Source organism: Luteimonas flava (genome assembly GCF_036584485.1).
Lineage (GTDB): Bacteria > Pseudomonadota > Gammaproteobacteria > Xanthomonadales > Xanthomonadaceae > Luteimonas > Luteimonas flava.
In genome coordinates, this window is record NZ_JAZHBM010000003.1 from 785509 (window position 1) to 801727 (window position 16219).

The window sequence follows — 16219 nt, forward strand, 5'->3', positions numbered from 1 at the left end:
CGGCCATGCTCACGACATGCCGGCGACTTCTCCCGATCCGTGGTGGCGCGTGCACCGCAGCGGCCTGCGTCGTGCGGCGCTCGTCGCGTGCGTGCTGTATCTGCTGTATCTCGTCGCCGCGAACGTGTTCCTCAACAGCACGTTCGGCGCGGACATCATCAACCGCAAGCCCGAGCGCTTCCATGCGCGCTGGGACTGGGCGATGAGTCTGTATCCCGGGCACATCCACGCACGCGGCATCGTCATGGGCGGTCATGCGCGCACGAACGTGTGGACGGTCGCCAGTCCGCGCGCCAACGGGCGCATCCGGATCCTGCCGCTGCTCGGGCGCCAGGTCACGTTCGGCAGGATCCGCGCGCAGAACGTGTCGGTCCACGTCGCGCGCACGCCACACGATCTGCCGAGCACGGTGCGTCCCGGCAAGTCGCCGTGGACGATCCGCTTCGCCGCGATCACCACGCCGAGCCTGCTGCGGCTGGATTTCTACGACGCGCGCGTGACCGGGCACGGCGAGGCGCGCTTCGCGTTCGAGAAGACGCTGCAGGGCGGCGCGATGGAAGTCGGTCCGTCCACACTGAAGATGCCGGACGCGACCCTGCAGATCAGCGACGTGACCGTGCTGCGCGAGGGCATGCTCGATTTCGAGATCGCGATCCCCGCCCACATCCGTGAGCAGGCGCAGGGCGAAGAGAAACTCGTGCTGCTCGATGCGCGCATGCGCGTCGACGGGCCGGCGCCGGGGATCGATCTGGTCGCGCGCAACGACGACGCCCTGCCGATCGGCACCGCCGGTTTCGTCGGCCATCTGCGTGCCGATCTGACGCTCGAACGCGGCGTGCTGATGCCCGGCAGCCAGCTCGACTGGTCGGCGCCGGTGTATTCCAGCGCCGCAGATGGCACACCGTTGCGGCATCCGCTGGGCGTGGCCTTGCGCACCTCGTCCGACGCGATTCTCGTGGCCGCGCGCGTGACCGCGCCGGCGTCGGGCACGCCGTGGCTGCGCGCCGACCTGCGTGTCGCCGATCGCCGCATCGGTCCCGATGACTGGCTGCGACCGGTGCGCGCGCTGGGCGGGACGGTCGAGACGCAATGGCCGGCGGTGCCGCTGCGCTGGATCGACGTGATCCTGCGCGACATCGACTGGCTGGCCTTCGACGGTCGCGCCGATCTCGATGCCGACGTGCGCCTGCACGACGGGCAGCTGCAGCCCGGCAGCCGCATCGATCTCGACGATGCCGCGCTGACCGCGCGTGTGCTCGACAACCGTTTCAGTGGCAACGCGCACGCGCGCATGCGGATGCGCGACGACGCGCAGGCCGGCCAGCGCACGACGATCGGCATCGTCCTCGACCGCTTCACGCTCGCGCCGGAATCGGCGCCGGACCGGATCGATCTGCGCGGTCGCGATCTTCGTCTCGATCTGAGTTCCACCGGCGCGCTTGCCGAGTTCCACGAGCGCCTCGATGCGCGCCTGCGTTTCGACGATGCGCAGGTGCCGGACCTGCGCAGCTACAACCGCTATCTGCCCGGCGACAGTGCGCGTCTGGTCGGCGGCAGCGGGCATGCCAGCGGCGACATCCGACTGGACAACGGCGGCGAGATGATCGGCGGGCGCATGCGCGTGCGCGGGCAGGATGTGCGCGTGGCGCTGGGACCGTCGCAGCTGTCGGGCAATGTCGATCTCGACAGTCGCCTGTCGCGCATGCAGCGGGTCGGACGGCGTTACAGGATCGATACGATGGCGCTGCGTCTCGACGGCGTACGGCTCGACGGGTCGGGTGGCGACGACGCGCCTTGGTGGGCACGGCTCGCGCTGGAGAACGGCACGCTGGACTGGCGCGAGCCTTTCGAGGTCAGCGGCCGCGGCCGCGTCGACATGCGTGATGTCAGCGTGCTGTTGGGGCTGTTCGCCGAGCGCAGCGTGTTCCCGCGCTGGATCGGCAATCTGATCGATTCCGGCGAAGCGCACGCGACCGGCGATCTGCGGCTGCGCGGCAACGAGCTGGTGTTCGACCGCGTGCAGGCCAGCAACGACCGCATCGACATGCAGGCGCGGCTGCGCATCGCCGACGGCACGCCGGATGGCGATCTGTACGCGCGCTGGGGCGTGCTGGGCATGGGCGTCGAGCTGCAGGGCGGCGACCGCAAGCTGCACATCGCCGGTGCGCGCGACTGGTACGAATCGCGGCCGCCGCTGTTGCCCGAATGACGGCGGCGGGCCGCGATGGTCGCGACTGCAACCGTCGCACCGCGCGGAATGCCGTGGTATCAATGACGCCATGACCTCGCGCCCCGCCCGCTTTTTCTATTGGTATGCGTTTCCGACGCCACAGGCGGCGGACGGTCCGCGCGCGCCCTGACACCAGGTCGCACGTTTTCCCGGAAGCCGCCAGAGACCCTGGCGGCTTTTTTCGTTTCCAGCCTTTCCGTTTCCGAGATCGACCATGCCCCCGCACACCGACGACCTCCGCATCCGCGACCTGCAACCGCTGACCCCGCCCGCCACGCTGCTCGCCGAACTACCCTGCAGTGACGCGATGTCGACGACCGTCGCCGACGCCCGCGCCGCCTGCCACGCGATCCTCCACGGCGAGGACGACCGTCTGATCGTCGTCGTCGGCCCATGCTCGATCCACGATCCGATCGCGGCGATGGAGTACGCGCATCGCCTGCGCGCGCTGCGCGACACGCACGGCGATGCGCTGGAACTGGTGATGCGCGTGTACTTCGAGAAGCCGCGCACGACGATCGGCTGGAAAGGCCTGATCAACGATCCCGATCTCGACGGCAGCTTCCACATCGACAAGGGCCTGCGTCTGGCACGCGGCCTGCTGCGCGAGGTCAATGCGCTGGGCCTGCCGGCCGGCGTCGAATTTCTCGACATCATCAGCCCGCAGTACCTCGCCGATCTGGTTGCCTGGGGCGCGATCGGCGCGCGCACGACCGAGAGCCAAGTGCATCGCGAGATGGCGTCGGGCCTGTCGTGTCCAGTCGGCTTCAAGAACGGCACCGGCGGTGACGTGCGCATCGCGGTGGACGCGGTCGGCGCAGCCTCGCACCCGCACCATTTCCTCGCCGTCGGCAAGGACGGGCGCTGCGCGGTGGCCTCGACGTCCGGCAATCCGGATTGCCACGTGATCCTGCGCGGCGGCGCGGTGCCGAACTACGATGCGACGCACGTCGAGGCGGCGTCCGGCGTGCTGCAGGCGCAGGGCCAGCGCGCGGCGTTGATGATCGACGCCAGCCACGCCAACAGCAGCAAGAATCCGGACAACCAGCCGAAGGTGATCGACGACATCGCGCGCCAGCTCGAAGGCGGCGAGCGCCGCATCGTCGGCGCGATGATCGAGAGCCATCTCGTGGCGGGCAAGCAGGCGCTGGTGCCGGGCACGCCGCTGGTCTACGGCCAGAGCATCACCGACGGCTGCATCGACTGGGACACGACGGTGCGCACGCTCGATCGTCTGGCCGATGCGGTGCGGACGCGCCGTGCGCGCGCCGACGCGCAGGCGGCCTGAGCGGATACATCAACCCTGTGGGAGCGCGCTTGCGCGCGAGGGGGCCTTTCCGGTCCCGCAGCATCGCGCGCAAGCGCGCTGCCACAGAAATGCTGTCAGGCCACGCTGCCCGCCGCCATGCCCGAGGCCCAGGCCCACTGGAAGTTGTAGCCGCCGAGCCAGCCGGTGACGTCGAGCACTTCGCCGATGAAGTACAGCCCGGGCGCGTGCTGCGATTCCATCGTGCGCGACGACACGCGGCCGGTATCCACGCCGCCCAGCGTGACTTCCGCGGTGCGGTAGCCTTCGGTGCCGCTGGCGACCAGCGGCCAGGCCTGCAGCAATGCGGCGGTGTCCTGCAGCTGCGGGGGCGTGAACTGTTTCATCGGCCGGTTCGGTAGCCAGATCTCGCACAGGCGCTGGGCGAAGCGGCGTGGCATCAGTTCGGCCAGCACGTTCTTCAGTTCGGTGCCGGGGCGTTCGGCCTGCTGCGTCTGCAGCCACGCCAGCGCATCGCGGCCGGGCAGCAGATCCAGGCGCAGATCGTCGCCGGGCTGCCAGTAGGACGAGATCTGCAGGATCGCCGGGCCGCTGACACCGCGGTGCGTGACCAGCATGCGGTTGCGGAAGGACGCGCCGTTGCAGCCGGCTTCGACATCCAGCGCGACGCCGGACAGTTCGTCCAGCCGTTCCTGGTGTTTGCCACTGAGCGTCAGCGGGACCAGGCCGGCGCGCGTCGGGACCAGCGTGTGGCCGAAGGCACGCGCGAGGTCGTAGCCGAAACCGGTCGCGCCCATGCTCGGAATCGACAGCCCGCCGGTCGCGACGATCAGCGAGGTGCAGCGCAGACGCCCGGCCGCGGTGTCGATCGCGTAGCCGTCGTCGATGCGTCGCGGCTGCTGCACCGTGCAGTGCGTGCGCACCTGCACGCCGACGGCATCGGCCTCGTCGAGCAGCAACTGCACGATCTGCTTCGAGGAGCCATCGCAGAACAGCTGGCCCAGCTCCTTCTCGTGCCAGGCGATGCCGTGACGGTCGACCAGTTCGATGAAATCCTGCGGCGTGTAGCGCGCCAGCGCCGACTTGCAGAAGTGCGGGTTGTCCGACAGGTACTGCGCCGGCGTGGTGCCGGTGTTGGTGAAATTGCAGTGGCCGCCACCCGACATCAGGATCTTCTTGCCGACCTTGTTCGCGTGGTCGAGCACCAGCACGCGGCGCCCGCGTTGCCCGGCCGCGATCGCCGCCATCAGGCCGGCCGCACCGGCACCGAGCACGATGACGTCCCACTCCGTGGACGGCAGGGCGGTGGAGGCGGGGGCGGGAACGACGGACATCGCGGCACGGGTCGGGCAGGGGCGCGCAGTCTAGCGGGCGCCGGCCGCGGCTGTCGTCGGACGCCGTCAGCGATGCGTTCACGCGCGCGCGTCCAGACTGCCGCACCTCCCATCGATGCGCGCGCATGGACCTCAAGAGCGGTTATCCCTTCTGGGCCGTGCGCAACGGGCTGATGCACGCATTCCCGCGGCTCGAAGCCGACGTGGCCTGCGACGTGCTGGTCGTCGGCGGCGGCATCACCGGCGCACTGATCGCAGACGAACTCGCCACGCACGGGCATTCGGTCGTCGTCGTCGAGCAGCGCGACATCGCCTGGGGCAGCACGGCCGCGAGCACGGCGCTGCTGCAGTACGAGATCGACACCCATCTGGTGGATCTGGCCAAGCGTTACGGCGAGGCCGATGCCGCGCTGGCGTATCGCGCCTGCGGCGAATCGATCGACATGCTGGGCGAGGTCGCACGCGGCCTGCGCGATGTGGATTTCGAACGCGCCGACAGCCTCTACTACGCCAGCCGCAAGCGCGACGTCGCCAGCCTGCGCGAGGAATACGAGGCGCGTAAACGCCACGGCTTCGACATCGAGTATCTGGAACCGGAACCGCTGAAAGCCGAATACATGATCGACGCGCCCGCTGCGCTGCGCAGCAAGCAGGCGGCGCAGGTCGATCCCTACCGCTTCGCGTCCCGGCTGCTCGCGCGACTGGTGAAACGCGGCGCGCAGGTGTTCGACCGCACCGCGATCCTGCGCCTCGATGCGCGTCCGCGCGATGTCGTCGCGACGACCGACAACGGCGCGCGCATTCGCGCCCGCCACGTCGTGATCGCAGCCGGCTATGCCAGCCAGCACTGGCTGCCCAAGCAGGTCGCGCGCAACCGCAGCAGCTATGCCTTCGTCACCGATCCGATCGCCGAAGCCGAGCTGGGTCCGCTCACCCACACCCTCGTCTGGGAAACCGCGCGGCCCTATCTCTACATGCGCACCACCGGCGACCGGCGCCTGCTGATCGGCGGCGAGGACGACGATGTCGACGTGCCCGCGCGGCGCGATGCGCGGGTGGAGAAGAAGGCGCGCGTGCTGATGAAACAGATCGCGAAGATCCGTCCGGATCTCGACCTGACGCCCACGTTCTCCTGGGCCGGCACCTTCGCCGAAACCGACGACGGTCTGCCGTTCTTCGGCCCGCATGCCGCGACCGGCAAGCGCGTGCATTTCGCGATGGCCTACGGCGGCAACGGCATCACCTATTCGATGCTGGGCGCGGGTCTGCTGCGGGCGCTGATCGAGCGGCGCAAACATCCGCTGGCGGCGCTGTTCTCGTTCGATCGACTCGACCGCTGACAGCGCCGCGCGCGTGTGGATAATCGGTGCGATGACCGCACCGTCGCCCTGGCACCTGTATCTGCTCGAATGCCGCAACGGCAGCTGGTATGCCGGCATCACCAATGATCTCGACGCGCGGTTCAAGGCCCACGCGGCAGGCCGCGGCGCGAAGTACACGCGCGGCAACCCGCCGGTGTGCATCCTCGCCAGCCGCGTCTATCCCGATCGCGCCAGTGCGTCGCGCGCCGAGTGGCAACTCAAGCGCCAGCCGCGTGCGCGCAAGCTGGCCTGGTTGCAGGCGCCCGCGCCGATGCTGGAGATCCGCGCCGGTGGCCTCGACGATCCACGCGTCATCGCGCTGCTGCAGGCGCATCTCGATGCGATGGCCCTGCACTCGCCGCCCGAAAGCATCCACGCGCTGGATCTGTCCGGCCTGCGTGCGCCGGGCGTGTCGTTCTGGGGCGCCTGGCGCGGCGATGCGCTGGCGGGCTGCGGCGCGCTGAAGGATCTCGGCGACGGGCATGGCGAACTCAAGTCGATGCGCACCGACGCCGCGCATCTGCGCCAGGGCGTGGCCGCCGCGATGCTCGCGCACCTGATGGCCAAGGCCCGCGCGCAGGGCTGGCGGCGGCTGAGCCTGGAAACCGGCACCGCCGCCGCGTTCGCCCCGGCGCATGCGCTGTACGCGCGCCACGGCTTCGCGCCCTGCGGTCCGTTCGGCGATTACGTCGACGATCCCTTCAGCACCTTCATGACCCGCACCCTGGACGACTGAGCGCCGCGCGCGGGCGTGAACGCGCCGGGCGCACTGGCTATAGTCGTGCGCTGTCGTGATCCCCCAGGTTGTCCATGTCGCACGTGTCTCCCGCAACGCTCCCCACCATCGCCTGCGCCGCAGGCGGCACCGGCGGACATCTGTTCCCGGCCGAGGCGCTGGCGCGCGAGCTGCAGCGCCGCGGACATCCGGTGGTGATCTACACCGAGCGCCGCGGCGCCGCGTATACGCAGGCACTGGCGGGACTCGACCACCTCGTATTGCCGGCGCGCAGCCTCGAAGGCGGGCTGTCGGGCAAGCTGGCCGCCGGCCTGACGATCCTGCGGGCGACGGCGCAGGCACGCGCCGACATGCGCCGTCGCGGCGTGCGTCTGCTGGTCGGGTTCGGTGGCTATCCGAGCTTCGCGCCGGCGCTGGCGGCCAAGAGCCGTGCGCTGCCGCTGCTGCTGCACGAGCAGGGCGCGCGCCTGAGCATGGCCAACCGCAAACTGCTGCGCTTCGCCGATGGCGTGGCGACGTCGTTCCCGGCCACCGCGGGTCTCGACGGCTTCGACGCCGCGCGCATCGTCGACACCGGTAATCCGGTACGCCAGGCGATCCTCGATGCGCGCGGTGACTATCCGGTGCTCGACGCGACGTCGCCTCTGCGCCTGCTCGTCGTCGGCGGCAGCCAGAGCGCGCGCGTGTTCGGCGATGTCGTGCCGCCGGCGCTTCTGCAACTGCCCGGATCGATCCGCCAACGTCTGCAGGTCTCGCTGCAATACAAGGGCGACGCGACCGACCAGATCGAACGCACCTTGCGCGAGGCCGGCATCGACGCGACCGTGCGTCCGTTCTTCGACGACATGGGCGCGCGGCTGCGCGATGCGCATCTGGTGATCACCCGCGCCGGCGCGACCACGGCCGCGGATCTGCTGACGGTCGGCCGTCCTGCGGTGCTGGTGCCGATTCCCGCGGGCGGCTCACGCGACGAGCAGCGCCGCAATGCCGAAACGCTGGCCGCGGCCGGTATCGGCTGGTGCGTGCCCGAACCCGAACTCACGCCCGAGCATCTGTCGACGTTGCTCGCCGAGGCGTTCGCATCGCCGACCGTGTTGCCCGATGCCGCGCGTGCGTCCGCCGCGCTCGGTCGCCCGCAGGCCGCGTCGACGCTGGCCGATCTCGTGCAGTCCACGCTGGCCCGGCACGCATGAGCGGCCGCCGCGACGACTGCGATGTGCTGGTCGTCGGCGGCGGCCACAACGGACTGGTCTGCGCGGCGTATCTGGCCGGCGCGGGCTTGCGCGTGCGCGTGCTGGAGCGCCGCGGCGTCGTCGGGGGCGCGGCCGTCACCGAGGAATTCCATCCCGGCTTTCGCAACTCGCTCGCGAGCTACACCGTCAGCCTGCTCAACCCGAAGGTGATCGCGGATCTGCGGCTGGCGCAGCACGGCCTGCGTGTGGTCGAGCGGCCGTACTCGAATTTTCTGCCGTTGCCGGACGGCCGTGCATTCCGGCTCGGGGGCCCGGATGGCGCGGCCGAGCTCGCGCGCTGGTCGCCACGCGATGCCGCGCGTCTGCCGGAGTACTACGCGATGCTCGACCGCGTCGTCGTCGTGCTGCGCGCGTTGCTGCACGCCACGCCGCCCAACGTCAGCGACCGCTTCGTGCTCGCCGACTGGCTCAACTCGCTGACCGTCGCGCGGCAGCTGAAATCGCTCGACATGCGCGGCCGCCGCGACCTGCTCGATCTGTTCTCGAAATCCGCTGGCGAACTGCTCGACGACTGGTTCGAGTGCGCACCGCTGAAGGCGGCGCTGGGCTGGGATTCGATCGTCGGCAATTTCGCCAGTCCTTACACGCCGGGCTCGGCCTATGTATTGCTGCACCACGTGTTCGGCGAGGTCAACGGCAAGAGCGGTGTGTGGGGCCACGCGATCGGTGGCATGGGCGCGATCAGCGAGGCGATCGCGACCGAATGCCGCGCGCGTGGCGTCGTGATCGACACTGATGCGGAGGTCGCGCAGGTGCTGGTCGAAGGCGGTCGCGCGGTCGGTGTCGCACTCGCCGACGGGCGCACACTGCGCGCAGGCGTGATCGCGTCCAACCTCAATCCCAAGCTGCTCTACACGCGTCTGGTCGCGTCCGAACATCTCGACGAGGACACCACCGCGCGCATCCGCCGCTACCGCTGCGGCTCCGGCACGTTCCGCATGAATGTCGCGCTGTCGGAACTGCCGGATTTCCGCGCAGCGCCGGGCACGACGCTGCAACCGCATCATCAGAGCGGCATTCTGATCGGCGATTCGCTCGGCTATTTCGAGCGCGCGTACTTCGATGCGAAATCGCGCGAACACAATCCCGGCTGGGCGCGTGCGCCGGTCGTGGAACTGGTGATCTCGTCCACGCTCGACGACAGCCTCGCGCCGCCCGGCCAGCACGTCGCCAGCCTGTTCTGCCAGCACGTCAATCCGGTGGTCGAAGAGGCCGACGGCGGCTGGGACGCGCATCGCGACACCGTGGCGAAACTGATGATCGACACCGTGGATGCGCAGGCGCCGAACTTCGCGCGCAGCGTGCTCGGCTATGACGCACTGACGCCCCTGGATCTTGAACGCCGGCTCGGCCTCATCGGCGGCGACATCTTCCACGGCGCGCTGGGCCCGGATCAGCTGTTCAGCGCTCGACCCGTGCTCGGGCAAGGGAATTACCGCGGCGCACTGGGTGGTCTGTATTTGTGCGGCTCGGGCTCGCACCCGGGCGGCGGTGTCACCGGTCTGCCCGGACGCAACGCCGCGCGCGAGATCCTGCGCGACCTGCGACGCGGCCCAAGACCCTGAGCAGGCGGCAGGTTTTTGTGGCCGCCATCCATGGCAGCCACCCGCTGGGCCGTCGCTTCGTGACCTCAAAAATCGCTCCGGGCGATTTTTTGAACCCGCCGGTATCGTTTTGCAATGCAGCGTGCAAAGCGGTAACGACTCTTTCACTATCGCCCTGCACCCGACGTGGGGGAGGGAGCAAGGCCCGCAACCGGTTTACCGGTCGCGGGCTTTTTTTTGCCTGATGTTTTTGCGGGGCATCCCGGAACGCCACGCGTCTGGGCGCGATATCCGCATCGCGATGCGACAATCCGCGGATGCCTGACGCATCGTTGCCGCCCGAAATCGACGCCCAGATCGACCGCCTGATCGCGCGGCTGCCGGACACCATCCGCAGCGATGCCGATGCCATCGCGCGCATCCGCCCGGTCGCGCTCGCCAGCGATTTCGCGCTCGATGTGTTGCAGCGTCAGCCGGAGGTGCTCGCCCAACTTTTGGAAGACGACGCGCAACACGGCATCGCGTCACCGACGCTCGACGCAGGCAATCGCAGCGAATGGCCGGCATTGTTGCGTCGTTATCGCACGGCGTCTTCGGCGCGGCTGGTGTGGCGCGATGTGCATGGTCTCGACGATGTCGACGCGACGCTCGCCGGCAGCACGGCGCTAGCGGACACCTGCCTGACGCTTGCGCTCGACGCGCTGGAAGCCGAGTTCGCCCAGCGCTACGGCCAGGTGCGCGATGCCGACGGGAATGTCGTGCGACTGGTCGTGTTCGGCCTCGGCAAGCTGGGCGGCGGGGAACTCAATTTCAGTTCCGACATCGATCTGATCTACGGCTTCGCGACCGCGGGCGAGAGCGACGGTGCGCGCGCACTCGCGGCCGAGGACTACTTCACCCGGCTGGGCCAGCAGCTCGCGAAGCTGCTCGACGAGAACACCGCCGACGGTTTCAGCCATCGCGTCGATCTGCGTCTGCGTCCGTTCGGCAATGCCGGACGCATCGCGTTGAGCTTCGCGGCGATGGAACAGTACTTCCAGCACGAAGGCCGCGACTGGGAGCGTTACGCCTGGCAGAAGGCGCGGCCGGTCGCGGGCGACATCGAGGCCGGCGAGCGGTTCCTGTCGCAGCTGCGGCCCTTCATCTATCGCCGCTATCTCGATTACGGCGCGCTCGACGGCCTGCGCCAGATGAAGGCGATGATCGCGGCCGAGGTCGCGCGCAAGGAACTGTCCGACGACATCAAGCGCGGCGACGGCGGCATCCGCGAGATCGAATTCCTCGCCCAGGCCCTGCAGCTGATCCGCGGCGGCCGCGAGCCGGCGCTGCGCGACCGGCGCCTGTTGCCCACGCTCGAGGCGTTGCACGCACACGCGCAGATCGATACGGACACGCTGGGCTTGCTGCAACGCGCGTATCGATTCCTGCGGCAGCTGGAGAACCGGCTGCAGATGCTGCGCGATGCACAGACGCACAGGCTGCCCGCCGATCCGCTGGACCGCCTGCGGATCGCGCGCGGCCTCGGATACGCCGACTGGGACGCGCTCGTCGATGCGCTGCGCGCCGTGCGCGCGTCGGTCGCGCAGGAGTTCGATGCGCTGTTCGCCGTGCGCAGCCAGCAGCGGGCGGTCGAGACGGATGACGATATCGCCGGCTACTGGCGTGCGCTGCCCGAAGGCGGCGAGCGCGCGGTGCTCGACGCCGCCGGCTTTACCGACAGCGCCGAAGTCGACGCCGCGCTGCGCGATTTCGCGCGTTCGCCGAGCGTGCGCGATCTGTCCGACAGCGCGCGCACGCGGCTGGACCGGCTGATGCCGGTGCTGCTGCAGGCCTCCGCGCCCGCGGACCGTCCGCTGCAGGCGATCCGCCGCCTGCTCGCCCTGCTGCACAACATCCTGCGACGCGCGAGTTATCTGGCTTTGCTCGACGAACGCCCGGCCGCGCTGGCGCGTCTGGTCGACGTGGTCACGCGCAGCGCCTTTCTCGCCGAACGGCTCGCCGCGCATCCGCTGCTGCTCGACGAACTGCTCGACACGCGCGATGAAGGGCCACTCCTGCAGCGTGGCGAGATGGCCCAGTCCTGCGCGCGTGCGCTGCGGCAGCCGGATCTCGAAGCCGGCCTGCTGGATCTCAACGAGACCCGCCAGCAGCTGAGCTTCCGCATCGCGCTCGCGACACTCGACGGACGCCAGTCCGGACAGGACGCCACGCGCCAGCTCGCGTGGCTGGCCGACGCGGTGGTGGACACCGTGCTCGCGCTGGCGATGCGCGATCTCGAATCCACGCATGGCGCGCTGCCCGATGCGCGGTTCGCGGTGATCGGCTACGGCAGCCTCGGCGGCGAGGAACTCGGCTTCGGTTCCGATCTCGACCTCGTGTTCCTCTACGACGCGCCCGCCGATGCACAGTCCACCGGTGCGCGCCCGCTCGATGCACAGCGCTGGGCCGCGCGGCTGGGGCAGAAGATCGTCGCGCTGCTGGGCACCGTGACCGGCGGCGGCCGCCTCTACGACGTCGACGTGCGCCTCCGCCCGGACGGCGGCAAGGGGCTGCTGGTCTCGTCGCTGGCCAGCTACGCCGAGTACCAGCGCGAGCGGGCCTGGACCTGGGAACACCAGGCGCTGGTGCGTGCACGCTTCGTGGCCGGGCATGACGAGATGGCGGCCGCGTTCGAAGACGTCCGCCGCGACATCCTGGCGAAGCCGCGTGATCCGGCAAAGTTGCACGAAGACGTGCTGTCGATGCGCCGGCGCATGCGCGCCGAGCTCGACCGCAGCGTCGGGGACCGCTTCGACCTCAAGCAGGGCAGGGGCGGCCTGGTCGATCTGGAATTCCTGCTGCAATGGATCGTGCTGCGCGAGGCGGCGACGCGGCCCGCCTTGCTCGCACCGCGCGCAACGCCCCTGCTGCTGGAGGCGGCCGGTGCCGAAGGGGTGCTCGATGCGGCCTTGAGCGCGGGCCTGCGGGCCGCCCACGCGACGCTGCTCGAGTTGGGCCTGGGCTGCACGTTGGATCGGCGGACCCGGATCGTCGTCGAGACGCCCGAGCTCGATGCGGCGCGCGAGACGATCCGTTGCGCCGCCGCTTGGACCTGAATGCGGCGGTTTTCATGCGAGGTTAGCGGCCTGATCCGCAGACTTGCTCCACGACGTCAACGCACGACCTGGAAGTATCACATTCTCGACCGTGAACAGAAGTCAACGAAAATCCCGCCGTCGTTCTGTGAATGGAACGTTCGGGAACTCCTGTGCGTCTTAGCAGTCAGATGTATCGACTGCTAACATCCCTCCCCATGAGCACGCAGACCATGTCCCACGCCCTGGTTGCCAACAGCCTTCCGACCCTCAACCCGCTTGGTTCGCTGGATGCCTACATCGGCGCCGTGCACCAGATCCCGGTGCTGTCGGTCGAAGACGAGCAGGCACTCGCGCAGCGTTACCGCGACGACGATGATCTCGACGCCGCGCGCGAACTGGTGCACTCGCACCTGCGCTTCGTCGTGCACGTCGCCCGCGGCTACAACGGCTACGGCCTGCCGCTGGGCGATCTGATCCAAGAAGGCAACATCGGCCTGATGAAGGCGGTCAAGCGTTTCGACCCCGACGTGGGCGTGCGCCTGGTGAGCTTTGCGGTGCACTGGATCCGTGCCGAGATGCACGAGTTCATCCTGAAGAACTGGCGCATCGTGAAGGTCGCCACGACCAAGGCGCAGCGCAAGCTGTTCTTCAACCTGCGCAAGAGCAAGAAGCGTCTGGGCTGGCTCAATGCGAGCGAGGTCCGTGCGGTCGCTGCCGATCTGAACGTGTCCGAGCGCGAAGTGCTCGAGATGGAGTCGCGCCTGTCCGGTCGCGACATCGGCTTCGACGCGCCCGCAGGCGAGGACGACGACAACGCGCCGCCGGCGCCGGTCGCCTACCTCGTCGCGCAGGATGAAGATCCCGCGCAGGCCTACGAGCGTCGCGACAGCGAGGGCAGCAAGCTGGATCTGCTGCGCGAAGGCATGGCCACGCTGGATGCCCGTTCGCGCGACATCATCAGCCGCCGCTGGCTCGACGACGAGCACAAGGTGACGTTGCAGGAACTGGCTGACGAGTACGGCGTGTCCGCCGAACGCATCCGCCAGGTCGAAGCCAACGCGCTGAAGAAGATGAAGGCGCTGTTCGCGGCCTGATCCCCGGCTCGAATGCGACATCCGAAACGGCCCGCGCAAGCGGGCCGTTTCTGTTTGCGATGTCTAGGCGCGCCAGGCGCGGCGCGCACTCACCACTTGAACAGCACCAGGCTGATCGCCAGTGCGGCCATGCCGGAGACGAGGCCGTAGACCGTCTCGTGTCCCTTGGCGTAGCGCTTGGCGGCGGGCAGCAGTTCGTCGAGAGCGAGGAACACCATGACGCCGGCGATCAGGCCGAAGACGATGCCGAACACCGGTTCGGATAGGAACGGCCGCAGTACCGCATAGCCGATCAGCGCGCCGATCGGTTCGGCCAGGCCCGACAGCAGGCAGGCGATGAAGGCGTAGAGCTTGTTGTTGGTGGCGAAGTACACCGGCACCGCGATCGCGATGCCTTCGGGGATGTTGTGGATCGCGATCGCGAATGCGAGCGGCAGGCCGACGCCCGGGTTTTCCAGCGTGGCGAAGAACGTCGCCAGGCCTTCGGGGAAATTGTGCGCGGTGATCGCGACCGCGGTCAGCAGGCCGACGCGCTTGATGTAACTGGTGTTGTGCTCGCGAAAGTAGGGATCGTCGACTTCCAGTCGCTCGTGCGGGTTGGGCACCAGTCGATCGATCGAGACGATGAAGAGCACGCCGCCGAGGAACGACAGCGTGCCCCAGGTGAAGCCGAGCTGCGCGCCGTAGGCATTGGTGAAGGCGAGGATCGACTTGTCGAGGATCTCGGTCAGCGACACGTAGACCATCGCGCCGGCGGCGAACGCCAGACCGAAGGACAGCAGGCGCGCGTTGGGCTGCTTGGAGAACAGCACCAGCAGGCTGCCGAGCCCGGTCGCCAGGCCGGCCGCGGTGGTGACCGCGAGCGCGATCCAGAAGTTGTGGGTCGAGATTTCGAGCATGCGCGGGAACGCCGGAACGTGGGAGGGAGCGACTCAGCCCGGCTGCAGATCCGGCGTGGGTGGGCGCGCGGCCATGCTAGCCGATGCGCGGGGCATCGGGTCCTTCACGATCCGGCGGTGTGACCGGCTCGGCATCGACGGGCGGGCCGAAGATGATCCGCGCCGCGCGCTGGTAGCTCCAGTACGCCATGGTCCAGTTGAGCAGCACGACCACGCGGTTGCGGAAGCCGATCAGGAAGAACACGTGGGCGATCAGCCAGAACCACCAGGCGAGCGCGCCCGACAGTTTCAGCCGGCCGAAATGGACGACCGCGGCCATGCGCCCGATCGTCGCGAGGTTGCCGAAGTCGCGGTAGGCGAACGGCGTCGTCGTCTGCCCACGCAGACGCGCGCGGATGCCGGCCGCGACGTGCCGGCCCATCTGCTTGGCGGCCGGCGCGACGCCCGGCACAGGCTGGCCCGCGCTCTGGATCGCGGCGAGATCGCCGGCGACGTAGATGTCGGGGTGGCCCGGCACGCGCAGATCGGGATCGACCTGCACGCGCCCCGCACGGTCGCGCGGCGCATCGAGCAGGGCGCCGAGCGGCGACGCCGCAACGCCCGCGGCCCAGATCACCGTCTTCGCGGCGACGCGCTGATCGCCGAGGCGGTAACCGTCGGCATCGATGTCGGCGACCGGCGTGCCGGTCTGCACCTCGACTCCGAGCTTCTGCAGCTGGCGACGCGCCTTGTCCGACAGATCGTCCGGGAACGACGACACCACGCGCGGTCCGGCTTCGACCAGGCGCACCTTTGCCAGCGCCGGATCGATGTTGCGGAACTCGCTGCGCAGCGTGTGACGGGCGATCTCGGCCAGTGTGCCGGCGAGTTCGACGCCGGTCGGGCCACCGCCGACGACGGCGAAGCTGAGCCACGCGGCGCGCTTCTCGGGGTCCGTTTCGGCCTCGGCGCGCTCGAAGGCGAGCAGCAGCTTGCGCCGCAGCAGCAGCGCATCGTCGAGCGTCTTCAGCCCCGGCGCATACGCGGCCCAGTGGTCGTTGCCGAAGTAGGCATGGGTCGCGCCGGCGGCGAGCACCAGCGTGTCGAAGGCGAGGGCGGTGCCCTCGGCGAGCGCGAGCGTCTTCGCGGCGGTGTCGATGCCCTGCACTTCGGCCAGACGCACCTCGACGTTGTCCTGGCTGCGCAGGATGTGCCGCAGCGGCGCGGCGATGTCCGGCGCCGACAGGCCTGCGGTCGCCACCTGGTAGAGCAGCGGCTGGAACAGATGATGGTTGCCGCGATCGACGAGGGTGATGCGCACCGGATCGCGTGCCAGCGCACGCGTGGCCCAGAGGCCGGCGAAACCGCCGCCGACGATGACGACATGGGGAGTGCGATCGGAACTGGACATGTGATCGACGTGCGTGGGGGAGGCCGATTGTAGG

The 16219-nt window shown here is 69.3% G+C and carries 11 protein-coding genes and 1 pseudogene; 9 read left to right on the forward strand and 3 right to left on the reverse strand.

Features of this window, described 5'->3' with window-relative positions; translation table 11 throughout:
- Positions 1 to 16 precede the first annotated feature (16 nt).
- Both V3391_RS16070 and V3391_RS16075 read left to right on the forward strand, forming a co-directional pair.
- Entirely contained in the window at positions 17 to 2209 is a 2193-nt protein-coding gene (locus V3391_RS16070; RefSeq protein WP_332079440.1) for an AsmA family protein, read from the forward strand.
- Positions 2210 to 2444: 235 nt separating this feature from the next.
- The gene (locus tag V3391_RS16075; RefSeq protein ID WP_332079442.1) at positions 2445 to 3518 is read left to right on the forward strand and encodes a 3-deoxy-7-phosphoheptulonate synthase; all 1074 of its coding nucleotides are present in this window, start codon (positions 2445 to 2447) and stop codon (positions 3516 to 3518) included.
- A 95-nt stretch (positions 3519 to 3613) separates the two neighbouring features.
- Here the strand turns inward: V3391_RS16075 and V3391_RS16080 are convergent, their stop codons facing one another.
- Positions 3614 to 4831, reverse strand: a complete 1218-nt coding sequence (locus V3391_RS16080; protein ID WP_332079443.1) for a BaiN/RdsA family NAD(P)/FAD-dependent oxidoreductase — start codon at positions 4829 to 4831, stop codon at positions 3614 to 3616.
- Between the two features lie 125 nt (positions 4832 to 4956).
- Here V3391_RS16080 and V3391_RS16085 point away from each other — a divergent pair, with 125 nt between their 5' ends.
- The 7 genes and pseudogenes from V3391_RS16085 to rpoH all read left to right on the forward strand — a co-directional run bounded on the left by V3391_RS16085 (position 4957) and on the right by rpoH (position 13896).
- A complete protein-coding gene (locus V3391_RS16085; protein WP_332079444.1) occupies positions 4957 to 6171 on the forward strand; it encodes an NAD(P)/FAD-dependent oxidoreductase in 1215 nt (404 codons plus the stop codon).
- Between the two features lie 31 nt (positions 6172 to 6202).
- A pseudogene (locus tag V3391_RS16090) lies at positions 6203 to 6454 on the forward strand (GIY-YIG nuclease family protein); the annotation flags it as partial.
- Positions 6437 to 6928, forward strand: a complete 492-nt coding sequence (locus tag V3391_RS16095; RefSeq protein ID WP_336657431.1) for a GNAT family N-acetyltransferase — start codon at positions 6437 to 6439, stop codon at positions 6926 to 6928. The pseudogene V3391_RS16090 and the gene V3391_RS16095, both read left to right, overlap by 18 nt.
- A gap of 74 nt (positions 6929 to 7002) precedes the next feature.
- Positions 7003 to 8121: a UDP-N-acetylglucosamine--N-acetylmuramyl-(pentapeptide) pyrophosphoryl-undecaprenol N-acetylglucosamine transferase gene (locus V3391_RS16100; RefSeq protein WP_332079445.1), complete on the forward strand. Its 1119-nt coding sequence runs from the start codon at positions 7003 to 7005 to the stop codon at positions 8119 to 8121.
- Positions 8118 to 9746 carry a phytoene desaturase family protein gene (locus tag V3391_RS16105; RefSeq protein WP_332079446.1) on the forward strand — a complete coding sequence of 543 codons (1629 nt, stop codon included), beginning with the start codon at positions 8118 to 8120 and terminating at the stop codon, positions 9744 to 9746. The genes V3391_RS16100 and V3391_RS16105 overlap by 4 nt, the downstream gene beginning before the upstream one ends.
- Before the next feature lie 296 nt (positions 9747 to 10042).
- Positions 10043 to 12820, forward strand: a complete 2778-nt coding sequence (glnE, locus tag V3391_RS16110) for a bifunctional [glutamate--ammonia ligase]-adenylyl-L-tyrosine phosphorylase/[glutamate--ammonia-ligase] adenylyltransferase (RefSeq protein WP_332079447.1) — start codon at positions 10043 to 10045, stop codon at positions 12818 to 12820.
- Between the two features lie 197 nt (positions 12821 to 13017).
- Positions 13018 to 13896: an RNA polymerase sigma factor RpoH gene (gene rpoH / locus V3391_RS16115; protein ID WP_232134244.1), complete on the forward strand. Its 879-nt coding sequence runs from the start codon at positions 13018 to 13020 to the stop codon at positions 13894 to 13896.
- Between the two features lie 89 nt (positions 13897 to 13985).
- Here the strand turns inward: rpoH and zupT are convergent, their stop codons facing one another.
- On the reverse strand, positions 13986 to 14795 hold the full coding sequence (gene zupT, locus V3391_RS16120) for a zinc transporter ZupT (protein WP_332079448.1): 810 nt from the start codon (positions 14793 to 14795) through the stop codon (positions 13986 to 13988).
- A 76-nt stretch (positions 14796 to 14871) separates the two neighbouring features.
- Positions 14872 to 16185 carry an NAD(P)/FAD-dependent oxidoreductase gene (locus V3391_RS16125; RefSeq protein WP_332079449.1) on the reverse strand — a complete coding sequence of 438 codons (1314 nt, stop codon included), beginning with the start codon at positions 16183 to 16185 and terminating at the stop codon, positions 14872 to 14874.
- Positions 16186 to 16219: the final 34 nt, after the last annotated feature.

Coding starts and splice junctions, on each gene's coding strand:
- V3391_RS16105 (WP_332079446.1), top strand. CDS start 8,118: ATGAGCGGCCGCCGCGACGACTGCGATGTGCTGGTCGTCGGCGGCGGC.
- glnE (WP_332079447.1), top strand. CDS start 10,043: ATGCCTGACGCATCGTTGCCGCCCGAAATCGACGCCCAGATCGACCGC.
- V3391_RS16085 (WP_332079444.1), top strand. CDS start 4,957: ATGGACCTCAAGAGCGGTTATCCCTTCTGGGCCGTGCGCAACGGGCTG.
- V3391_RS16070 (WP_332079440.1), top strand. CDS start 17: ATGCCGGCGACTTCTCCCGATCCGTGGTGGCGCGTGCACCGCAGCGGC.
- V3391_RS16100 (WP_332079445.1), top strand. CDS start 7,003: ATGTCGCACGTGTCTCCCGCAACGCTCCCCACCATCGCCTGCGCCGCA.
- V3391_RS16080 (WP_332079443.1), bottom strand. CDS start 4,831: ATGTCCGTCGTTCCCGCCCCCGCCTCCACCGCCCTGCCGTCCACGGAG.
- V3391_RS16075 (WP_332079442.1), top strand. CDS start 2,445: ATGCCCCCGCACACCGACGACCTCCGCATCCGCGACCTGCAACCGCTG.
- rpoH (WP_232134244.1), top strand. CDS start 13,018: ATGAGCACGCAGACCATGTCCCACGCCCTGGTTGCCAACAGCCTTCCG.
- V3391_RS16125 (WP_332079449.1), bottom strand. CDS start 16,185: ATGTCCAGTTCCGATCGCACTCCCCATGTCGTCATCGTCGGCGGCGGT.
- zupT (WP_332079448.1), bottom strand. CDS start 14,795: ATGCTCGAAATCTCGACCCACAACTTCTGGATCGCGCTCGCGGTCACC.